This is a genomic window from Arthrobacter sp. UYCu511 (assembly GCF_040547105.1).
Lineage (GTDB): Bacteria > Actinomycetota > Actinomycetes > Actinomycetales > Micrococcaceae > Specibacter > Specibacter psychrochitiniphilus.
The window spans coordinates 148,214-165,359 of sequence record NZ_JBEPPB010000006.1; the positions used below are offsets into that span (position 1 = coordinate 148,214).

16 protein-coding genes are annotated in these 17,146 nt (G+C 62.3%); 7 read left to right on the forward strand and 9 right to left on the reverse strand.

The window, feature by feature from the left end:
- Positions 1-23 precede the first annotated feature (23 nt).
- Genes nadA through ABIB48_RS10565 form a run of 4 tightly spaced genes read left to right on the forward strand, consistent with a single transcriptional unit; the run spans position 24 to position 5,231 of the window.
- Positions 24-1,367: a quinolinate synthase NadA gene (nadA, locus tag ABIB48_RS10550; protein ID WP_354212938.1), complete on the forward strand. Its 1,344-nt coding sequence runs from the start codon at positions 24-26 to the stop codon at positions 1,365-1,367.
- Complete coding sequence (nadB, locus tag ABIB48_RS10555) at positions 1,364-3,154, forward strand: L-aspartate oxidase (protein ID WP_354212939.1); 1,791 nt, start codon at positions 1,364-1,366, stop codon at positions 3,152-3,154. Before nadA ends, nadB begins: the two co-directional genes overlap by 4 nt.
- Complete coding sequence (nadC, locus tag ABIB48_RS10560; RefSeq protein ID WP_354212940.1) at positions 3,151-4,071, forward strand: carboxylating nicotinate-nucleotide diphosphorylase; 921 nt, start codon at positions 3,151-3,153, stop codon at positions 4,069-4,071. Before nadB ends, nadC begins: the two co-directional genes overlap by 4 nt.
- Entirely contained in the window at positions 4,068-5,231 is a 1,164-nt protein-coding gene (locus ABIB48_RS10565; RefSeq protein ID WP_354212941.1) for a cysteine desulfurase family protein, read from the forward strand. Before nadC ends, ABIB48_RS10565 begins: the two co-directional genes overlap by 4 nt.
- A gap of 10 nt (positions 5,232-5,241) precedes the next feature.
- Here ABIB48_RS10565 and ABIB48_RS10570 read toward each other — a convergent pair whose 3' ends face one another.
- From ABIB48_RS10570 to ABIB48_RS10600, 7 genes are all read right to left on the reverse strand, one after another.
- On the reverse strand, positions 5,242-6,030 hold the full coding sequence (locus ABIB48_RS10570) for a polyphosphate polymerase domain-containing protein (protein WP_110106677.1): 789 nt from the start codon (positions 6,028-6,030) through the stop codon (positions 5,242-5,244).
- Positions 6,027-6,740: a DUF4956 domain-containing protein gene (locus ABIB48_RS10575; protein WP_110106678.1), complete on the reverse strand. Its 714-nt coding sequence runs from the start codon at positions 6,738-6,740 to the stop codon at positions 6,027-6,029. The genes ABIB48_RS10570 and ABIB48_RS10575 overlap by 4 nt, the downstream gene beginning before the upstream one ends.
- Positions 6,741-6,841: 101 nt before the next feature.
- Positions 6,842-7,504, reverse strand: a complete 663-nt coding sequence (locus ABIB48_RS10580) for a response regulator transcription factor (protein WP_110106679.1) — start codon at positions 7,502-7,504, stop codon at positions 6,842-6,844.
- Positions 7,505-9,070 carry a sensor histidine kinase gene (locus tag ABIB48_RS10585; protein ID WP_354212942.1) on the reverse strand — a complete coding sequence of 522 codons (1,566 nt, stop codon included), beginning with the start codon at positions 9,068-9,070 and terminating at the stop codon, positions 7,505-7,507.
- Positions 9,051-9,527, reverse strand: a complete 477-nt coding sequence (locus ABIB48_RS10590; RefSeq protein WP_354212943.1) for a hypothetical protein — start codon at positions 9,525-9,527, stop codon at positions 9,051-9,053. The genes ABIB48_RS10585 and ABIB48_RS10590 overlap by 20 nt, the downstream gene beginning before the upstream one ends.
- Positions 9,528-9,672: 145 nt before the next feature.
- The gene (locus ABIB48_RS10595; RefSeq protein ID WP_354212944.1) at positions 9,673-10,179 is read right to left on the reverse strand and encodes a GtrA family protein; all 507 of its coding nucleotides are present in this window, start codon (positions 10,177-10,179) and stop codon (positions 9,673-9,675) included.
- Between the two features lie 103 nt (positions 10,180-10,282).
- On the reverse strand, positions 10,283-11,146 hold the full coding sequence (locus ABIB48_RS10600) for a fumarylacetoacetate hydrolase family protein (protein ID WP_110106683.1): 864 nt from the start codon (positions 11,144-11,146) through the stop codon (positions 10,283-10,285).
- Between the two features lie 61 nt (positions 11,147-11,207).
- Between ABIB48_RS10600 and ABIB48_RS10605 the strand changes: the two genes are divergently transcribed.
- Positions 11,208-12,734 carry a M20/M25/M40 family metallo-hydrolase gene (locus ABIB48_RS10605; protein WP_354212945.1) on the forward strand — a complete coding sequence of 509 codons (1,527 nt, stop codon included), beginning with the start codon at positions 11,208-11,210 and terminating at the stop codon, positions 12,732-12,734.
- Here the strand turns inward: ABIB48_RS10605 and ABIB48_RS10610 are convergent.
- Together ABIB48_RS10610 and ABIB48_RS10615 are read right to left on the reverse strand one after the other, a co-directional pair.
- A complete protein-coding gene (locus ABIB48_RS10610) occupies positions 12,731-13,183 on the reverse strand; it encodes a MarR family winged helix-turn-helix transcriptional regulator (RefSeq protein WP_110106685.1) in 453 nt (150 codons plus the stop codon). The genes ABIB48_RS10605 and ABIB48_RS10610 overlap by 4 nt on opposite strands.
- A gap of 2 nt (positions 13,184-13,185) precedes the next feature.
- Positions 13,186-14,313, reverse strand: a complete 1,128-nt coding sequence (locus ABIB48_RS10615) for an LLM class flavin-dependent oxidoreductase (protein WP_354212946.1) — start codon at positions 14,311-14,313, stop codon at positions 13,186-13,188.
- A gap of 228 nt (positions 14,314-14,541) precedes the next feature.
- On the opposite strand from ABIB48_RS10615, the gene ABIB48_RS10620 reads away from it, so the two are divergent.
- Both ABIB48_RS10620 and ABIB48_RS10625 read left to right on the forward strand, forming a co-directional pair.
- Complete coding sequence (locus ABIB48_RS10620; RefSeq protein WP_354212947.1) at positions 14,542-16,017, forward strand: MFS transporter; 1,476 nt, start codon at positions 14,542-14,544, stop codon at positions 16,015-16,017.
- Positions 16,018-16,141: 124 nt separating this feature from the next.
- Positions 16,142-17,101: a hypothetical protein gene (locus ABIB48_RS10625; protein ID WP_354212948.1), complete on the forward strand. Its 960-nt coding sequence runs from the start codon at positions 16,142-16,144 to the stop codon at positions 17,099-17,101.
- Positions 17,102-17,146 lie beyond the last annotated feature (45 nt).

The window sequence follows — 17,146 nt, forward strand, 5'->3', positions numbered from 1 at the left end:
GCCTCAACCCTTTGGAGCACGCCATGTCATCCGTGAACACCACCATCCAGCTCATAACCCGAGAGCAGGCCGAAGCTGCCCAGTCCCACATCCCAGGCCAGCCGGGCCGGGCGCAGGAAAGCTGTGACGAGGATCTGGTCCAGGGCCCCTGGGAGTTCGATCTCGCCGAGGCACTCGCCGGTACACCGGGCTACGGCCCCGGCGCCTCCAATGAGGACACGGCCCCGGCCGCCACTCCCGTGCAGGGGCAGCTGCCGCAGGAGTACAAGGACGCCTCTGACGCCGAGCTTGAGGGGCGAATCCGTGCCGCGAAAGCGGAACTTGGGGAACGCGTGGTGGTACTGGGGCATTTCTACCAGCGTGATGAAGTGGTGGCGTTTGCGGACTTCGTGGGGGACTCCTTCCAACTCGCCAACGCCGCGAAGAACCGCAGCGAAGCCGAAGCCATTGTGTTTTGCGGCGTGCACTTCATGGCCGAGACGGCAGATATGCTCTCCGGCAGCCACCAGAGCGTGATTCTGCCGAACCTGGCAGCTGGCTGTTCCATGGCAGATATGGCGGATCTACCTTCCGTTGAGGCGTGCTGGGCGGAATTGGAGGCGCTCTACGGTACAGAGCCCGACGCCGAGGGCCGGGTTCCGGTTATCCCCGTCACCTACATGAACTCCTCGGCAGCGCTCAAAGCGTTCTGCGGGGAGCGCGGCGGGATTGTGTGTACCTCCTCGAACGCCTCCACCGTGCTGGACTGGGCCTTTGAGCGCGGCCAGCGCGTACTGTTCTTCCCCGATCAGCACCTGGGCCGCAACACCGCCAAGGCCATGGGCATCCCGTTGGAGGCGATGCCGTTGTGGAATCCGCGGCTGCCCTTGGGAGGCAACAGTCAGCAGGTCATGGAGGCCGCGAAAGTAGTGCTGTGGCAGGGATTTTGTTCCGTGCACAAGCGCTTCACGGTGGCCCAGATTGAGAAGGCACGCGCGGACTTCCCCGGCCTGCGCGTGATTGTGCACCCCGAATGCCCCATGGAGGTCGTGGATGCCGCCGACGAGGCAGGATCCACAGACTACATTCTCAAAGCCATCCAGGGCGCCCCGGACGGCACCACTTTTGCCATTGGCACCGAGATCAACATGGTCAACCGGCTCGCGGCACAGTACCCGCAGCACACCATCTTCTGCCTGGACCCGGTGATCTGCCCCTGCTCCACCATGTACCGCATCCACCCCGGCTACCTGGCCTGGGTGCTGGAAGGCCTGGTGGCCGGTGAGGTGCGCAACCAAATCACCGTCCCGGAAACCACGGCCGTCAACGCCCGGATTGCGCTTGAGCGGATGCTCGCCGCCAAACCACGCAGCGCAGCACGCGCATGAGCGCCCGCCACCTGGTGGTTGTTGGCAGCGGGGTGGCCGGCCTCTACGCCACCTTGCTCGCGGCCCAGGCCGGGGTTCAGGTCACGCTGCTGACCAAGGGTGCGCTCGCGCAGAGCAACACCCATCAGGCGCAGGGCGGGATCTGCGCCGTATTGCCAGACGGCGCTGCCGCCCCGGGCGACACCGTCGAGGCGCACATTGCCGACACCCTCAAGGCCGGTGCCGGAGAGTGCGACCCCGAGGCCGTACGTATTCTATGCACGGAGGCGGCGGGTGACATTGCCGCGATCGAGCATTTTGGTGTCCGTTTTGACCGTGACGCCAGCGGTCGCAGGGCGCTGGGCCTGGAAGGCGCCCACTCCGCGGCCCGTATCCTGCACGCGGGAGGTGATGCCACGGGCGCCGCCATCGCCAACGGGCTGATCAAGGCCGTCCGGGCTGCCGCAGCACGCGGCGCCGTAACGCTTGTGGAACACGCCTTCGTGCATGATCTGCTGGTTCTGGAGGGTGCCGCCCTGGAGCACAGTGTCCTAGGGCGCAGTGTCCTGGAGCACAGTGTCCTAGAGCGCAGTGTCAAGGGTGTGCGGTACCACCGCGAGCTCCCACAGGGTGAGCCCGGCATGATTGATTTGAGGTCCGACGCCGTGCTGCTCGCCACCGGGGGAGCCGGGCAGCTTTTCGCAGCGACCACCAATCCCGCCGTGGCCACGGCCGACGGCGTTGCCCTCGCCTGGCGTGCCGGGGCCGTGGTGGCTGATCTCGAATATTTCCAGTTCCATCCCACGGCACTTGCCGTGGGGGAGAATTTCCTGATCTCCGAGGCCGTCCGAGGTGCAGGCGCCGTTCTGCGAGATGCTGCGGGTGAGGCGTTCATGCTTCGATACCACCCCGACGGCGATCTTGCGCCCCGTGATGTGGTGTCCCGCAGCATTGCCGCCCACCTGCGCAACGGCAGGGACGGCCAATCCGTCTACCTCGATGCAACAGGCATTGAGCAGGCGCAGGGGGCGGGTTATCTAAGCCGCCGCTTCCCCACCATTGCTGCCAAGACACAGGCGCTGGGCTTCGACTGGACACGGGAGTGGCTGCCCATCACCCCGGCCGCGCACTACTGGATGGGCGGCATCGCCACCAATCAAGATGGCGAAACTTCCTTGCACGGACTCTATGCGGCCGGAGAAGCAGCCTGCACCGGAGTGCACGGAGCCAACCGGCTTGCCTCAAACTCACTTCTGGAAGGCTTGGTGTTTGGCCGCCGAGCTGTGGATGCCTTCCTGCGTGAAATGGCTGCTGGCACGGGAAATGTTGGCGCCCAAAGCAGTCATGCCCAGTACAGTCATGCCCAGATGCAGCTTGGCGGGGCAACGCCATTATCCGTCCACGCGGATGCGCTTACTTTTAGCAAGGACACCTTGCAGGCCCTGATGAGTGCTCATGCCGGGGTGTTTCGGGATGCGCAGGGCCTGCGCCATGCCGCAGAGGTCCTGGCAGGGTGGCGCGCGCAGCGAGAGATGCCCGCCCGGACCGCGGTCCCTAGCCGTGAAGAAGCCGAGGCGTTGAACTTGCTCACCGTGGCGCAGCTCTTGGTTCATGCGGCACTGAGCCGGGAGAACTCCGTGGGTGCCCACTTCCGTGCTGATTTCACGGACCCTCCGATCAGGACCCGCACCGCCTCCTCCCGCACCGCCTCCTCCTCCCATGCTGCGGCGAGGGATTTCCAGCACCGGGCTGCCACCGTCTCCCACATGAACCCCGTCAAATTCCAGCGTGAAAGCGAAACAGTATGAACGCCGTCGTACCTGCCGTAGAGGCCACAGACTTGCACACCACTGCGTGGCTTCCGCCGCTGCCAGGTAACGCCGTGGCGGAGATTCTCCTGAGGGCGTTCGCCGAAGACGCCCCGTATGGGGACATTACCTCGGCCACGCTGCTTCCGGCCGAGGCGAGGGCCACGGCCTGGCTGGTGGCGCGCGAACCTGGCATCTTCTCCGGAGGTGAGGTGTTCACGGCCGCTATGCTTCTGCAAGACCCGGGTGCGCACGTGGAACAGCTCACTGCCGACGGCGCACGATTCGCCGCAGGGCAGCGGCTCATGTCCGTGACAGGGCTGGCGCGCGCGGTGCTGACGGCGGAGCGGATTGCGCTGAATTTGACCCAGCGCATGAGCGCCATTGCCACCCAGACCGCGGAGTACGCTGCCCTCATTGAAGGCACCAAGGCGCGTGTCACGGATACTCGAAAGACCACCCCTGGACTGCGCATCCTGGAACGCTACGCGGTGCGCTGCGGCGGCGGGCACAACCACCGGTTCTCGCTCTCAGACGCCGTGCTGGCCAAGGACAACCACCTGGCCGTGCTGACCGGCGGGGACACCACCAAATTGACGGCGGCGCTCGCAGCCGTCCGTGCCCAGCTACCGCACACCGTGCATTTTGAGGTTGAGGTGGATGCGTTGGAGCAAGTTGAGCCCGTGCTGGCTGCTGGCGTGGACACCATCATGCTGGATAACTTCAGCAATGCAGAACTCGTGGAGGGTGTGGCGTTGGTGGCCGGCCGCGCCTTGGTGGAGGCCAGCGGCAACGTGAATCTTTCAACCATCGCCGGCATTGCCCGCACGGGTGTGGACATCATTTCCGTCGGCGCCCTGACCCACAGCGTACGTGCCCTGGATCTGGGCCTTGATATTGCGGTGGAACTACAGTGATCTTCCTCGACGCGGCTGCCACTACCCCCGTCCGGCGGGAGGTCATCGAAGCCATGTTCCCGTTCCTGACCAACCAGTTCGGCAACCCCTCCAGCCACCACGAGCTGGGGGAGTTGGCAGCCTCCGCGTTGGCTAACGCTAGAGAGCAATGTGCGACGGCGTTGGGTTGCCACCCCGAGGAGCTCACCTTTACCTCCGGGGGAACCGAGGCAGACAATCTTGCCTTGAAGGGCATCGCGTTGGCCCGCCGTGCAGCCAACCCCCAATTGAACCGGGTGCTCATCAGCGCCGTGGAACACCCGGCCATTGTGGAATCGGCCGAGTACTTGCGCCGCGTGCACGGTTTTGTAGTGGAAGTGGTGCCGGTGGATTCCAGTGCTCTGGTGGATCCTGGCGTGTTTGCCGCACTGCTGGATTCCGGCAGTGCGGGCGGGGTGGCTGTTGCCTCCATCATGTACGCCAACAATGAGGTGGGGACGGTTCAAGACCTTCCGGCGTTGGCCGCTGTGGCCGCCGCCGCAGGGGTGCCACTGCATAGCGACGCCGTCCAGGCGGCGGGCTGGCTGCCGTTACAGGTGGGCGCCTTGGGTGTCACAGCCATGAGCTTATCGGGGCACAAGATCGGTGCGCCCAAGGGGGTAGGCCTGCTCTATATCAAGGGCGGCACCCGCTATGAGCCGCTCATCCATGGCGGCGGTCAGGAACGCGGGGGACGTTCCGGGACAGAGAACGTGGCTTTTGCCGTTGCCCTGGCCACGGCGTTGACACTGGCGGAACAGGGGCGGGAGGCCGCGGCCATACGTGTCACTGCTCTGCGGGCGGAGTTCATCGAGCAAGTTCTGGGCGAGCTGCCCAGTGGGGAACTGACGGGGCATCCAACCAGGCGGCTGCCCCATGTGGCTTCCTTCTGTTTTGCTGGCACCAGTGGGGAATCGGTGCTGCTGGAGTTGGAGAGGCGCGGGATTGTGTGCTCATCGGGCTCGGCCTGTGCGGCAGGCTCCGATGAGCCGTCGGCAGTACTGAGCGCCATGGGGTTCGAGCGGGGTGTGGCCCAGACGGCCCTACGCTTTAGTTTTCCTGCTGACGTGCAGTCTGGTGAATTGGCGACGGCGGCCACCGAACTGGTGGCCGCCGTGGCGCGGGTATTACGGCTGAGCTAACTTCGGTTCGCTAGTTGGCGAAGGCCGGGGCCCTGTCCCAGTCGAAGCGATTGCGCAATATCCGATTCCAGCGGTTAGCCGGAAGATTGGGGTGGAGCAAGGCGATGCCCACACAGTACTTGCTCATGCTCAGGTCCCGGATGCCCATCTCGGCCAGGACCCGATCAGCAACCCCGCGCCCGTCGGCTGACTTTGTTTCAACCACCACCAGGTCAGGCCCGGCCACTTCCTGGTCCTGGTCTTTGCACACCAACTGCACATCGCAGGTGAGCCTTTCGCGGCTGTGCGGGTTGACGAGCGTGCCTCGGCGGTAGTCCACGGTCATGACCGGGTTCAGAGCGGGCATGGGGATCCCGTATTCAGTCTCGAGCAGCTCGGCCAAGAATGCCTCGTCGTCGTGGTTCATGGTGGTGCGCTCATCCAACGGGTGGGGGATCCGGTACTTGTCCGTTTCCCCGCGCAGACCCTTCAACTTGGCCTCAAACATGCACAATCCGGAATCCAGGTAGGTGCGGGTGCGGACCTTGAAACGGCGCCGCCGGCCCTGGCGGTGGGCCCGGAACTGGTCCAGATCTGGGGTGTCGAAGTAGGTGGAGCTGTAGCCGAAGATGCGGCGCTGGCCGATTTCCATGATGGCGAAATCGTCGTCCAAGGCCGCCATGAGGGTGGCCAGTTCGTTGCTGGTCAGCAGGAACTTTTTATCTACGCGGCGCTGCAGCGCAGCTTCCTCATTCACCTCCGCGAGGCTGATGGGACGGCGCTGGCCGGCACCGGCCTCGAGGACTTCTGCGCAGGTCATGAATGTGACTGCGCATGGAGCGGCGCTGCTGCTGAGGTGGCATCGCTCGCATCAAAGAGCACAGCCTCAAGGTCCGCCGTGCTCAAGGCCGGCTCTGTGCCCGCCATCGGATTGGATTCGGTGCTCCCGATGGATGCTGAAGACTTGGCGGCCAGGGCAGCGGGGGTGGGGGTCTTGTAGCGGACGTCGGCCACGGTCATGTCACGCACAACGTCCAACGAGATCACTTCGATGCGGGTGACGGGCCCGCCCAGCAATGACTCGAGTGCGTCACGCAGTTCCACCTCATTGGCGTAGGCGCGGTCCAAGGTGATGCTCTGGCGGCGGGTGCGCGGTGCGATCCGGGGATGATCGGCGAGGTAGAGCACAGCCACCAGTGCCGCGGAGAGAACGGGGGAGAGCCAGGCCGGGTCCGGGTGCAGGCCGTTCATCAAACCGAGGACCAGTGCGGCGAAGTAGTAGCCGATCTCGCCCTGGGTCAGGGTATCCGAGCGGAGCCGGATGATGGAGAGTACGCCAAACAATCCCAGGCCCAGGCCCATGCCGGCCCCACTTCCGGACAAGAGCATGGTGACCAGCATGATGCCCACGTTCAGGCATACGTAGGCGATGGCCAGGTCGCGGCGCTGGTAGCGGGGGAAGTAGACGGCGTAGACCAGAACGGTGATACAGACAAGGTTTGCTGCCAGTGCAATCCACAGATTGAACATGAGGGCTCCTAAACGAGTGATTGATTTCCTAATCACTACTGTTCAGTACGCGTATGAGAGAAAAAGGAGACGGAAATGAGAGCCCTCTCATGAACTCCGCATCAGTCCAGTTTGAGCCTGTACCCCATGCCGCGGACCGTCTCAATGCGCTCGGCGCCGAACTTTTTACGCAGGTACCTGATGTAGACATCCACAATGTTGGAGCCGGGGTCAAAGTCAAAGCCCCACACCTGGGAGAGCAGCTGTTCACGGGAAAGCACCTGGTCCCGGTGCCGGAACAAGGTCTCGGCCAGGGCGAATTCGCGGGCGCTGAGATCCTTGGCAACACCGTCAACTAGGGCGCGGCGGGTACGCAGGTCCAGGATCATGGTCCCTGCCGTCAAGACGGTTGCCTCCTCCATGACATGCCCGCGCAGGCGCAACCGGACCCGGGCCAGCAATTCCTCAAAAGCAAACGGCTTGGGCAGGTAGTCATCCGCCCCGCCGCCCAGACCGGCCACCTTGTCCTCCACGCTACTGCGGGCTGAGAGAATCAGCACGGGGATGTCCACCAGGTCTTGACGCAGCCTGTGCAGCACCGATAGCCCGTCCATGACCGGCAGGCCAATATCCAGGATCAGCAGGTCATAGGCGTAGGAGCGGGCCTCTTCATAGGCTGACTGTCCGTCAGTAACAACATGTGTGACATAGCCCTCGGCGTTCAACCCCTTTTGTACAAAGGTTGCGATGCGGGCTTCATCTTCTGCGATCAGGATGCGTTTCATTTAGTGCTCTCCGGTTTCATTAAAAATGTGTGCAAGTTCTCCAACGCGTGCTGTGCCCGGTTTCAGTGGCTCATCGCTTTCTTCCTGCGGAAGCTGGATGGGCAGTGTGAGGGTGAAGGTGGCTCCCGCGCCCGGTGCGCTAAGGACGGAAACCGTACCGCCATGGGCATCGGCAATGGATTTGACGATGGCCAGGCCCAGCCCCGCACCAGCGCTTTGACGGCGGCCAGAACCACGGTGGAAACGGTCAAAGATGCCATCTTGTTCCTCCACGGCTATCCCCGATCCGGTATCCCGCACCCACAACAACAGGGTGCCGTTGCGGTGGACGGAATCAAGTTCTAGCTGGTGGGCAGGGTCCAGTCTGGAGCCAAAAGCAATGGTGCCTGTGTGCGGGGTGTGGGCCACGGCGTTGGCTGCCAACTGCATGAGGGCCTGGGTTAGACGCTGGCCGTCGGCAACCACTTGGCCCTCAGCGAGTTCATCGATGGCCCAGTGCTGTGGGCCGAGTATGCGGGCCTTGCTCAGCGCATCCACTACCAAGTCCATGAGCTCAACGTTTTGCGGCATGAGGAAATCGGGCTGTTGGGACTTCGCCAACAACAACAGGTCATTGACAATCCGGCTCATACGGTCAAGCTCATCGGTGACCAGGGCTACGGTGTCGGCGCGCTCAGCCGGGTCCTCACTCATCATCTCAAGGTGACCCCTGATCACGGTGATGGGCGTGCGCAACTCGTGTCCGGCGTCGTCCACGAATTGACGCTGTGTGGCAAAGGCCATCTCGAGACGGTCCAGCATGCGGTTGAACGTGCTGGCGAGGGCGGCAACATCATCACGGCCGTTCACCTCAATCCGGCCCTGCAGGTCAGTCTCACTGATGGTCTCGGCGGTCTCACGAACTTGCCGCAGGGGTGCCAACACGCGCCCGGCAATGAGCCAGCTGGTAATGCCGGCGCCAATGACAGCCAGAACGCCGGAGAGGGCGAAAATTCTCAGTGAACTAAAAAGCGGCGCGGCAAGTTCATTGCGGAATTGCACACTGATCACGGCCCCAAGCTGCGGATCGCCCTCCACCTGCACCGGTAGCACAGCGTAGGCTACTTCTCCGGCAGCTGACTTGTACCGCCCGTAAACAGGTTCATCATGGCCTCCCACGAGAGCTAAGAACACCGGGTCCCTGTCCAGACGCACGGGAGGGTCCCCGGCCATGCGCCGGTGCGGTGCATTCCCCAGCAGGCTAAAGGCAGTCTCGGCGTTATTGGGCACGGTGTCTTGTAAGTACCGGGTCAGCAGATCATCGGAGGTGAACTCGGAGTCGGCTGCCGAAGACGCTGCAAAGGTGCGCAAACTCGTGGCCGCATGAGTGAGCCGGCCATCCAGCAGCGCATCTATACGGGCATTGAGGATCTGTGCCGAGAGCACAATGGACGCCGCGAACGCGAGGGTCAGCAGCAGCACCATGGCGCCAATAATCCGCGCCCTGGCGCTCGGAGTACGAGGTTCACGAGCCGTTGGGTGCTGGCGGGGAGCTCGCCCGCCTCGATTAGTCATCATAATAGTCATCCCAATAGTCGTCCCAGTAGTCTTCCCAATCGTCATCGCAATCCTCGTCCCCTGCCAGCGGTGCGCAGACGGGAACTTCGATGGCCCCATTCGATGGTGGGAGGGGCCTTGCGGGCACCGGGTTCGGCGGTGGAACGATTATGGGTAAGGGTGCGGCCGGGAGCTCCGGTGGAAGATTGCCCTCTGTCGGGGTGCTGGAAGGGGACGTGCTCGCGGGCGGATTGCTGGCAGAGGGCTCACTCGTGATCTTCCCTGTGGGCGGGGTCCACGCGGGGGTGACCACGATGCTTTCGCCCAGCTCGGGTTCGGAACTTGAAACTAGCAGTGTGGTGGCCAGCGTGGTTCCACCCACCAGCACGGCCAGGAAGGTGATGAGGATGAACCGTGGAATCTGCATGCCCCAATCCTTTCGCATGACGGTGCCAGCCACATGAGGCGGGGATGAGAGTTCTCTCATCCAAACATGTTCCCTGCCCGTGGGGCGAATTAGAGCAAACTGTTGGCGGGCGTTAGAGGGGTTTTTGGGTTCACCGTGGAGTGGACCAGGCTGCAAAGTCACCAACCCGGTTCCCGCGGCGGCCTTTCCAAGGTTCTAATGGACCTTACGCAGGGTTGCCGTGGCGGACCCTGCGGAAAATCCAGTAGCGCAGCAGCAGAAACCGGCTGACGGCTGAGGCCACATTGCCCAGAACAATCACGGCAAGTACCACCACGAGGGAGGCCTGTGGGGCTATCTCATGGAGCGCCCACAGGCTGCCACTGGTCATGGTCAAGGCCAGCAGCATGACCCAGATTCCTCGGCGCTGGTCCCGCCACCACAAGTGGCGCCCGCTCACGCCAAAGCTCATGCGCCGGTTAAGTTCCGTGTTCAGGAATGAGCACAACACCAAGGAAATGACGTTGGCCCACTGGTTTCCCGTGGTGGGGCGCAGGATGGCAAAAATCGTCATGGAGATGACGGTGCAAATGAGGGCAACAACAGCAAAGCCACGCAGTTGCTGGGATAGGGCAGGATGGTGCTGCCACCAGCTTTTGAGCACACCAGAAACCCCGCGGCCTGTGATGACAGGCTCGGCGGGGAGTGGCTCCGGAGTTGTTGTAGTTGCCATAACTAACTAAATTCTGCCAGCTGACTGTGTGAACTCCCAATCAGCACCAAGAACGTTGCCTGTGAGTTTCAGCCGTGAGTTTCACTGGTGGGCCAGAGGCCGGTCAAGGCCCAGCCACCACGGGGTTGCGCAGCTCGCCAATCCCACCCACACAGCAAACAACCTCGTCACCTGGGCTGATCTGCCGGCACTCGGCCGGGAATCCGGTGAGGATCACATCACCGGGCTGCAAGGTCATGAAGCTACTCAGATACACCAGGATCTCATCCACACCCCAGCCCAGATCGTCACTCGAGGCGGGGGCCAGCTGGGTTCCGTTGTGCACAATGCTGATGGGCACGCCGTCGTCCGCCAGGCCCACCACAATCCAGGGGCCAAGCGGGGTGAAGGTGTCCGGGCTCTTGGCGCTGATCCACAGTTCATCGGATTTTTGTGCATCACGAGCGGAGACATCATTGCCAATGGTGAAGCCGAGGATGGCGCTGCGGGCACTCTCCAGCGACAGGTTCTTGGCAGGCCGGCCAATGACAATTGTCAGCTCGGCCTCAGGATCAACGTAACCTACCGTAGGGCTCAGCTTGATTGCCTCGCCTGGGCCAATCACGGAGCTGGCCGCCTTGTGGAACGCCTGCGGATCAAGGGCACGGCCGGGGGCGCCGGTGTTGTGCGCCATGCCAAAAACATTCACCGGGGCGCAAGGAGCCAGGAACGTGAATTCGTCCTCAGTGAGCGTTGCGCCCAGGGTCCAGCCCTCACGGGCGGCACTGTTCTGGTTGGCGGCGGAGGTGGGGAACGGGGTCTCCACGACGTGCCAGATCTGCCCTTCCGGGCTGGTGAAATCAGCCGCATCATTGCGGATAAAAAATTGCTCGGGCAGTGGGGGCGGTGCGGCACTGCGCCGCCCTGGGTTCTGCGCTGCGGCCTCAAGGGGGCGGACACGGGCAAGGCGGTAGGGCACTAAAGTCATGAGGACATCCTACCTCCGGCGGGCGGGTGTGCTCACAGTCACGTGGCATAGACTCCCTGACATGGCTAAGGGAAACACAAAAATGCTGAACCGTGCTTTGACTGCCGCATTCTCGGTTGGGGCTGCCGGTGCAGCAGCCGTCATCGGTGCCCGCGCACTCCGGGCAGGGCCGGGAACGCCGCCGGGTGACTTTGGCGCAGCAGAGCCAACCGGAGATATTGGTGCGCACTACGCCCAAGGTGCCGCAGATCAGCTCAGCGAATTGATCCGCTTCCGCACCGTCTTCTCCACTGCCCGCGATCAGATTGAGTTGGACCAGTTCACTGGCTTCATCGCGGCGTTGGAACGGCTATTTCCCAGAGTGCACTCATCCTTGACCCGGGAGTTTGTGAACGGCCAAGGACTCCTGTTCCGCTGGGCAGGACGCGGGGGGGATGCGCCGGCGCGTCCCACAGTCTTGATGGCCCACTATGACGTGGTTCCCGTGGATTCCCGTGATGCCTGGACGCACCCTGGATTCTCAGGACTTCAGACGGACGGCTATGTGTGGGGTCGCGGGGCCCTGGATGACAAGGGGGCGCTGGTGGTGATCATGAACGCCGTCGAATCCTTGTTGGAGGAGGGGTTTGTGCCCACTGACGATCTCTACCTCTCCTTTGGCAACAACGAGGAAACCGCTGGCGACAGTGCCCAGGCGGCAGTGGCGCTGCTTTCCGCCCGGGGTGTTGCGCCGTGGCTGGTCCTTGATGAAGGCGGCGCGGTAGCTCTCGATGCGTTCCCTGGCTTGAAGGTCCCTGCGGCTGTCATTGGTGTGGCTGAGAAGGGCATTTTGGATCTGGAACTGCTCACCAGGGGCGCTGGCGGGCATGCCTCGACACCGCCGAAAATGGGCGCCACAGTTCGTTTAGCCCAAGCCATTGTGGCCTTGGAAGAGTCCCCCTTTCCTGGCTCCATGCCGGCGCCCATCGTTGAAATGATGCGGCGCATAGGACTTGAGAGCAGCTTTGCAATGCGGCTTGTGACAGAGAATATGTGGATGTTCAAGTCCCTGCTGACCCAGGTATTTGGGGTAGTGGGTGATGAGACCCGGGCGTTGACCCGCACCACTGTGGCCGTGACCATGCTGGAGGGCAGCAAGGCTGCCAACGTGTTGGCCTCAACTGCGCGCGCCAACGCCAACATTCGCATTGCCGTGGGGGAGAGTGTTGAGTCAGTTGTGGCACATATCCGCGCCATCATCGACGATCCACAGGTGGAGCTCAGAGTGATTTCCGGGCATGACCCCTCACCCATCTCTTCCTTCACCAACGAACAATTCGCCCTGCTCAGTGCTGCGGTAACACGTTCCTATCCGGAGGCTGTGGTGACACCGTACATTCAGACCGGTGCCACCGATTCACGCCACTTCACCACCATTTCGCCAGCCGTCTACAGGTTTTCACCGCTCCTGATGGACGCTGGCGACCGTGCCTCCCTCCACGCCGTCAATGAACGGGTCCGCATCAGTTCGTTGGGCGCGGGAGTTATCTTCTACCGGGAGCTGTTGCAGGGCCGCGAGCTAGCTCTGCGAGAACGCGAACGCAGCTAGCGGCTGGCCACCGACTCCCTGATTTTGTTCGTCAGCTCAAGCAGCGTGCGCATTTCATCGTCGGAGAGCGCCACTTCCATCAGCTCCATGATGTTCTTGACATGCGCTCGCCCTACCTCTTTTTGAAGCGCGGCGCCTTCCTCGGTGAGCCCAATCAGCACCCCGCGCCTATCGCCCTCCGCCGTCTTGCGGTGGATCAGCCCGCGCGCCTCGAGTCGGTCCACCATGCGGGAAATGCTCGGCTGGGTCAGCAAGACATGCTCGTTGAGCTCGTTGAGCCGCAGCCAGCCGCTGGGGCAGCGCGTTAAGTTATACAAAATGTCGTATTCCCGGCTGCCCAGTTCTTTGAAACTGGGCTCCTTGTGTAATTCGCGCATAACGGCCACTTGCGTGCGCAGCAGTGACTCCCAGGATTCCGTAGCGAGGCGGCGGTGTGCGGCGGCTGACATCTTTAGTTCACTCCTGCAGGATTGATCGATGTTGTTGAAGGCGCGACGCCGGAACTTACCGCCGCGCCCTGGCGCCGGGCTTCGAAGGTGGGTGCGTCGGGGACGGACGCGGGCCGGTTGGTTGCAAATTCTTCACGGAGGGTGGGGAGTACCTCAGCACCGAAGAGATCTAGCTGCTCCAAGACGGTCTTCAATGGCAGCCCGGCGTGATCCACCAAGAACAGCTGGCGCTGGTAGTGCCCAAAGTAGTCACGGAACGTCAACGTCTTGTCAATCAACTCCTGTGGGCTGCCCACCGTCAACGGGGTCTGGGAGGTGAAGTCTTCCAGGGACGGGCCATGGCCATAGACCGGGGCGTTATCAAAGTACGGGCGGAATTCATTCACGGCGTCTTGCGAATTTTTGCGGATAAAGAACTGCCCACCCAAGCCAACAATTGCTTGTTCAGGTGTGCCGTGGCCGTAGTGAGCGTAGCGTTCGCGGTACAGGCCAATTAGCTGCTGGTAGTGCTCCTTGGGCCAGAAGATGTTGTTGGCGAAAAAGCCATCACCGTAGTACGCAGCAATTTCGGCAACCTGGGGTGTGCGGATGGCGCCGTGCCACACAAAGGGGGCAACGCCGTCGAGCGGGCGGGGGGTGGAGGTGAAGCCGCGCAGGGGTGTGCGGAACTTGCCCTCCCAGTTCACCACTTCCTCATCCCAGAGGCGGCGCAGCAGCGAATAGTTTTCCACCGTCAGTTCCACTGAATCCTGATTGTTCTTGCCAAACCACGGGTACACAGCGCCCATGTTGCCCCGTCCCAACACCAGATCCACGCGGCCGTCGGCCAGATGCTGCAAGGTGGCGAAATCCTCGGCAATCTTCACGGGATCGTTGGTAGTGATCAACGTGGTGCTGGTGGAGAGGATGATCTTCTTCGTCTGGGCGGCAATATAGCCCAAGATGGTGGTGGGGGAGCTGGGGTAGAACGGCGGATTGTGGTGCTCGCCGGTGGCAAAGACGTCCATGCCGATGTCCTCAGCGTGTTTGGCGATGGTGGTAATGGCTTTGAGGCGCTCGTGCTCGGTGGGGGTTCGCCCGGTGGTGGGATCCATGGTGATGTCGCCAACACTGAAAATTCCGAACTGCATGGTGTGCTCCTTGACTCCCGGGCGCAGGGGGCTCCGGGAGATATATGCGTTTGTATCTAATATAGGGCTAACCCGCTAGCAGTCCAAAATGTTCCCTGTGCCTTCGCAAGCCACCGCACACCACGCGCGGCTGACATAAAGGATGTTTCTGCGCGCTGGGTTACTCGCGGGTACTAGTATGCCCACAAGACGTACAGTGCCGTGCACCGGAAAAATTGGAGGCAAGCCATGGCTGTATTCCAGCGCGGCACGCACGGGCGGGGCCTGCGCCTGGCACCCACCGCCACAGCAGTTGTGGGATTCTTGGTGCTGGTTGAACTCACCAGTGGCATCCTTCAGGGGTACTACACGCCGCTGCTGACAGACATTGCCCGCCACCTTGGCATCCACGACGCCGACGTCAACTGGTTCGAAGCCGCACAGCTCATGGTCGCCGCCCTGGTGGTTCCTGTCTTGGCCAAGCTGGGGGACATGATGGGCCACCGCAAAGTGCTGTTGATTTCCACGGCATTGACGGCGGCCGCGTCCTGGGGTGTGGCCTTCGCCCCCAGCTTTTGGTTCTTTCTGGCGGCATGGGCATTGCAGGGATTCTACGTTGTCTGGCTGCCGCTGGAAATTGCGCTCATCTACAGCCGCTCCCACCACCAGCTAGACGGTGCCGCGCTGACACGAAAAGCGGCGGGGATCCTCGTGGCGGGTCTGGAATTGGGCGTGATTGTTGGCGCCTTGGCCGGTGGATTTATTGGTGGCGCCCTGCCGGATATGCTCTGGCTGACCCTTATGATTCCTGCCATCGCGGTCACCTTGTGCTTCTTTGTGATCCTGTTCGGTGTTCCCGAATCCGAGAGCCGCACGGGTGGCAGGCTGGACCTCATGGGCTTGACCCTGCTCTCCACCGGCCTGCTGCTGATCACCGCCGGCCTGACCTTCATGCGCATCAACGGCCCAGGCACCTGGTGGGCGTGGGCCGCCGTGGTGCTTGGAATTGCCGCCATGATTCCTTTCACACGCTACGAACTGGGCCACAAGGACCCGCTGATCGACATCCGCCTCCTGAGGAAGCCCAGTATGTGGCCGGTCCAATTGACCGCGTTCCTGTTCGGCGTCTCGGTATTGGGTGCGCAAGCGCCTCTGTCCACCTTCGCCCGCACCGCCCCAGCCGAGGTTGGCTACGGTCTCGGTGCCAGCGCTTCCGTGGTGTCGATTCTGATCGGCGTGTACGTGCTGGGCATGCTGGCCGGTGCCCTCCTTTACCCCGTTGTCACCAGATGGACCACTCCACGAATCACCTTGATGGGCGCAGCATTCATGGTTGCCCTGGGATACCTGATGTTCCTGCCTTTTCACGATTCCACGGTGCAGGTGCTCACCAACATGGCGATCGCCGGCATTGGCAGCGGGGCTCTGGTGGCTGCCCTGCCTTCCGCCGCCGCGGCTGCTGCTCCGCTGACACAAACCGGAATGGCGACAGGGCTGACCAACGCCACAAAGACCTTGGGCGGAGCTTTCGCATCCTGCGTCTTTGGCATTGCACTTGCCGGACAGGCACTGGGTTCGCTGACTGCCGGTGCTGGCTCCACAGCTGCCCCGTTGGAAGGCTACTTGTTGGTGTGGACCATTTGCGGGGTAACGGCACTTGTTGCCGCGATCGCCTTGTATTTTGTGCCGAAGCTGGCTTTTGGCCCCACCCTCCCGGTGGACTAAGCTCCACAGTTTTCGCGAGGTTCCGCGTGAGTTCTGTTACCGAGATTCAGCCCCGACACGCGGGCGGGCAGCGGCCGTCCGGTACCCTTTCTAAGGCGCACAAGAAATCTGGAAAGGCACATACATGAGCAACTACAACGGGGCGCCTCCGCCTCCTGCAAACGCACCGATTCCGGGTGGGCCAATGCCCCAGCAAGGGCCAGGGAACCGCAAGACTCTCTTTATAGTTGTGGGCGCAGCGGTTGTGGCGGTGGTGCTTGTGGTTGTGGTGGTGTTGGTCTGGGTCCTCCCTTCTTTCACTCAGTCCGGTAATGAGGGGAAATCAGCACCCACCGTGGCCGCGAGCCAGAGCGCTTCGAATAACGCCGGAAGGGGGAGCGGCGATGCTCCCTCCGAAGCCGCGACGCCCACCGGTCCCGGGGCAGGGAATGAGCCCAGTGATGGCGCCGTCACCATGCCAGAGGGTGCCGTTGCGTTGCCACAAGGCTGGGATGCGCTGGAGGGACCCACCGAGATTCCGGCGGAGGGAGATCCGCTGTTCTCCAAGTTTGTGACCGGAGAATCTTCCTTCCAGTACCTCAAGGCCTGGGACTATGACACCACGTTCGGCAAGACCACCGATCCCGAATCAGGCAAAGAGATGCAGCAGGTGGCCCAGGGCACCAAGGACTTGGACGCTGACGGCATTTCCACGGCCTTTGCCTTCTTCGCGGAAAGTGATGAGGGAAAGCACGGAAGCGATCCGGCCACGGTGAAGGCTGCTATCAAGGCCACACAGAGCAAATTGGCTGGTGCTTCAACAACCGAGCTGACCCAGCAATTGGTGGGACACAAGTGCACCTCTGACTTCACCTCCAGCACTCCGGCGATCCAAGATTTTCGCCGCGGCCAGGCCGTTGTCATCTCGTTCAGCTGCAAGAGCGCCAACGGTGAGGACATCCAAGCGATCAACCTTTTTTCTGTCACGCCGTGGGGAACGCCGCAGCGAGTGGGCGTCAGCGGCCACAAGAGTTACTGGGACGCCAACCCGGGCGTGTTTGAAAAGCTGGGCAATTCCTACCGCATCAACAGGTGGAAGCTCTAACAAACGAAAAAATAACATCTCACGCCAAGGCGTAGGGAATAGTTG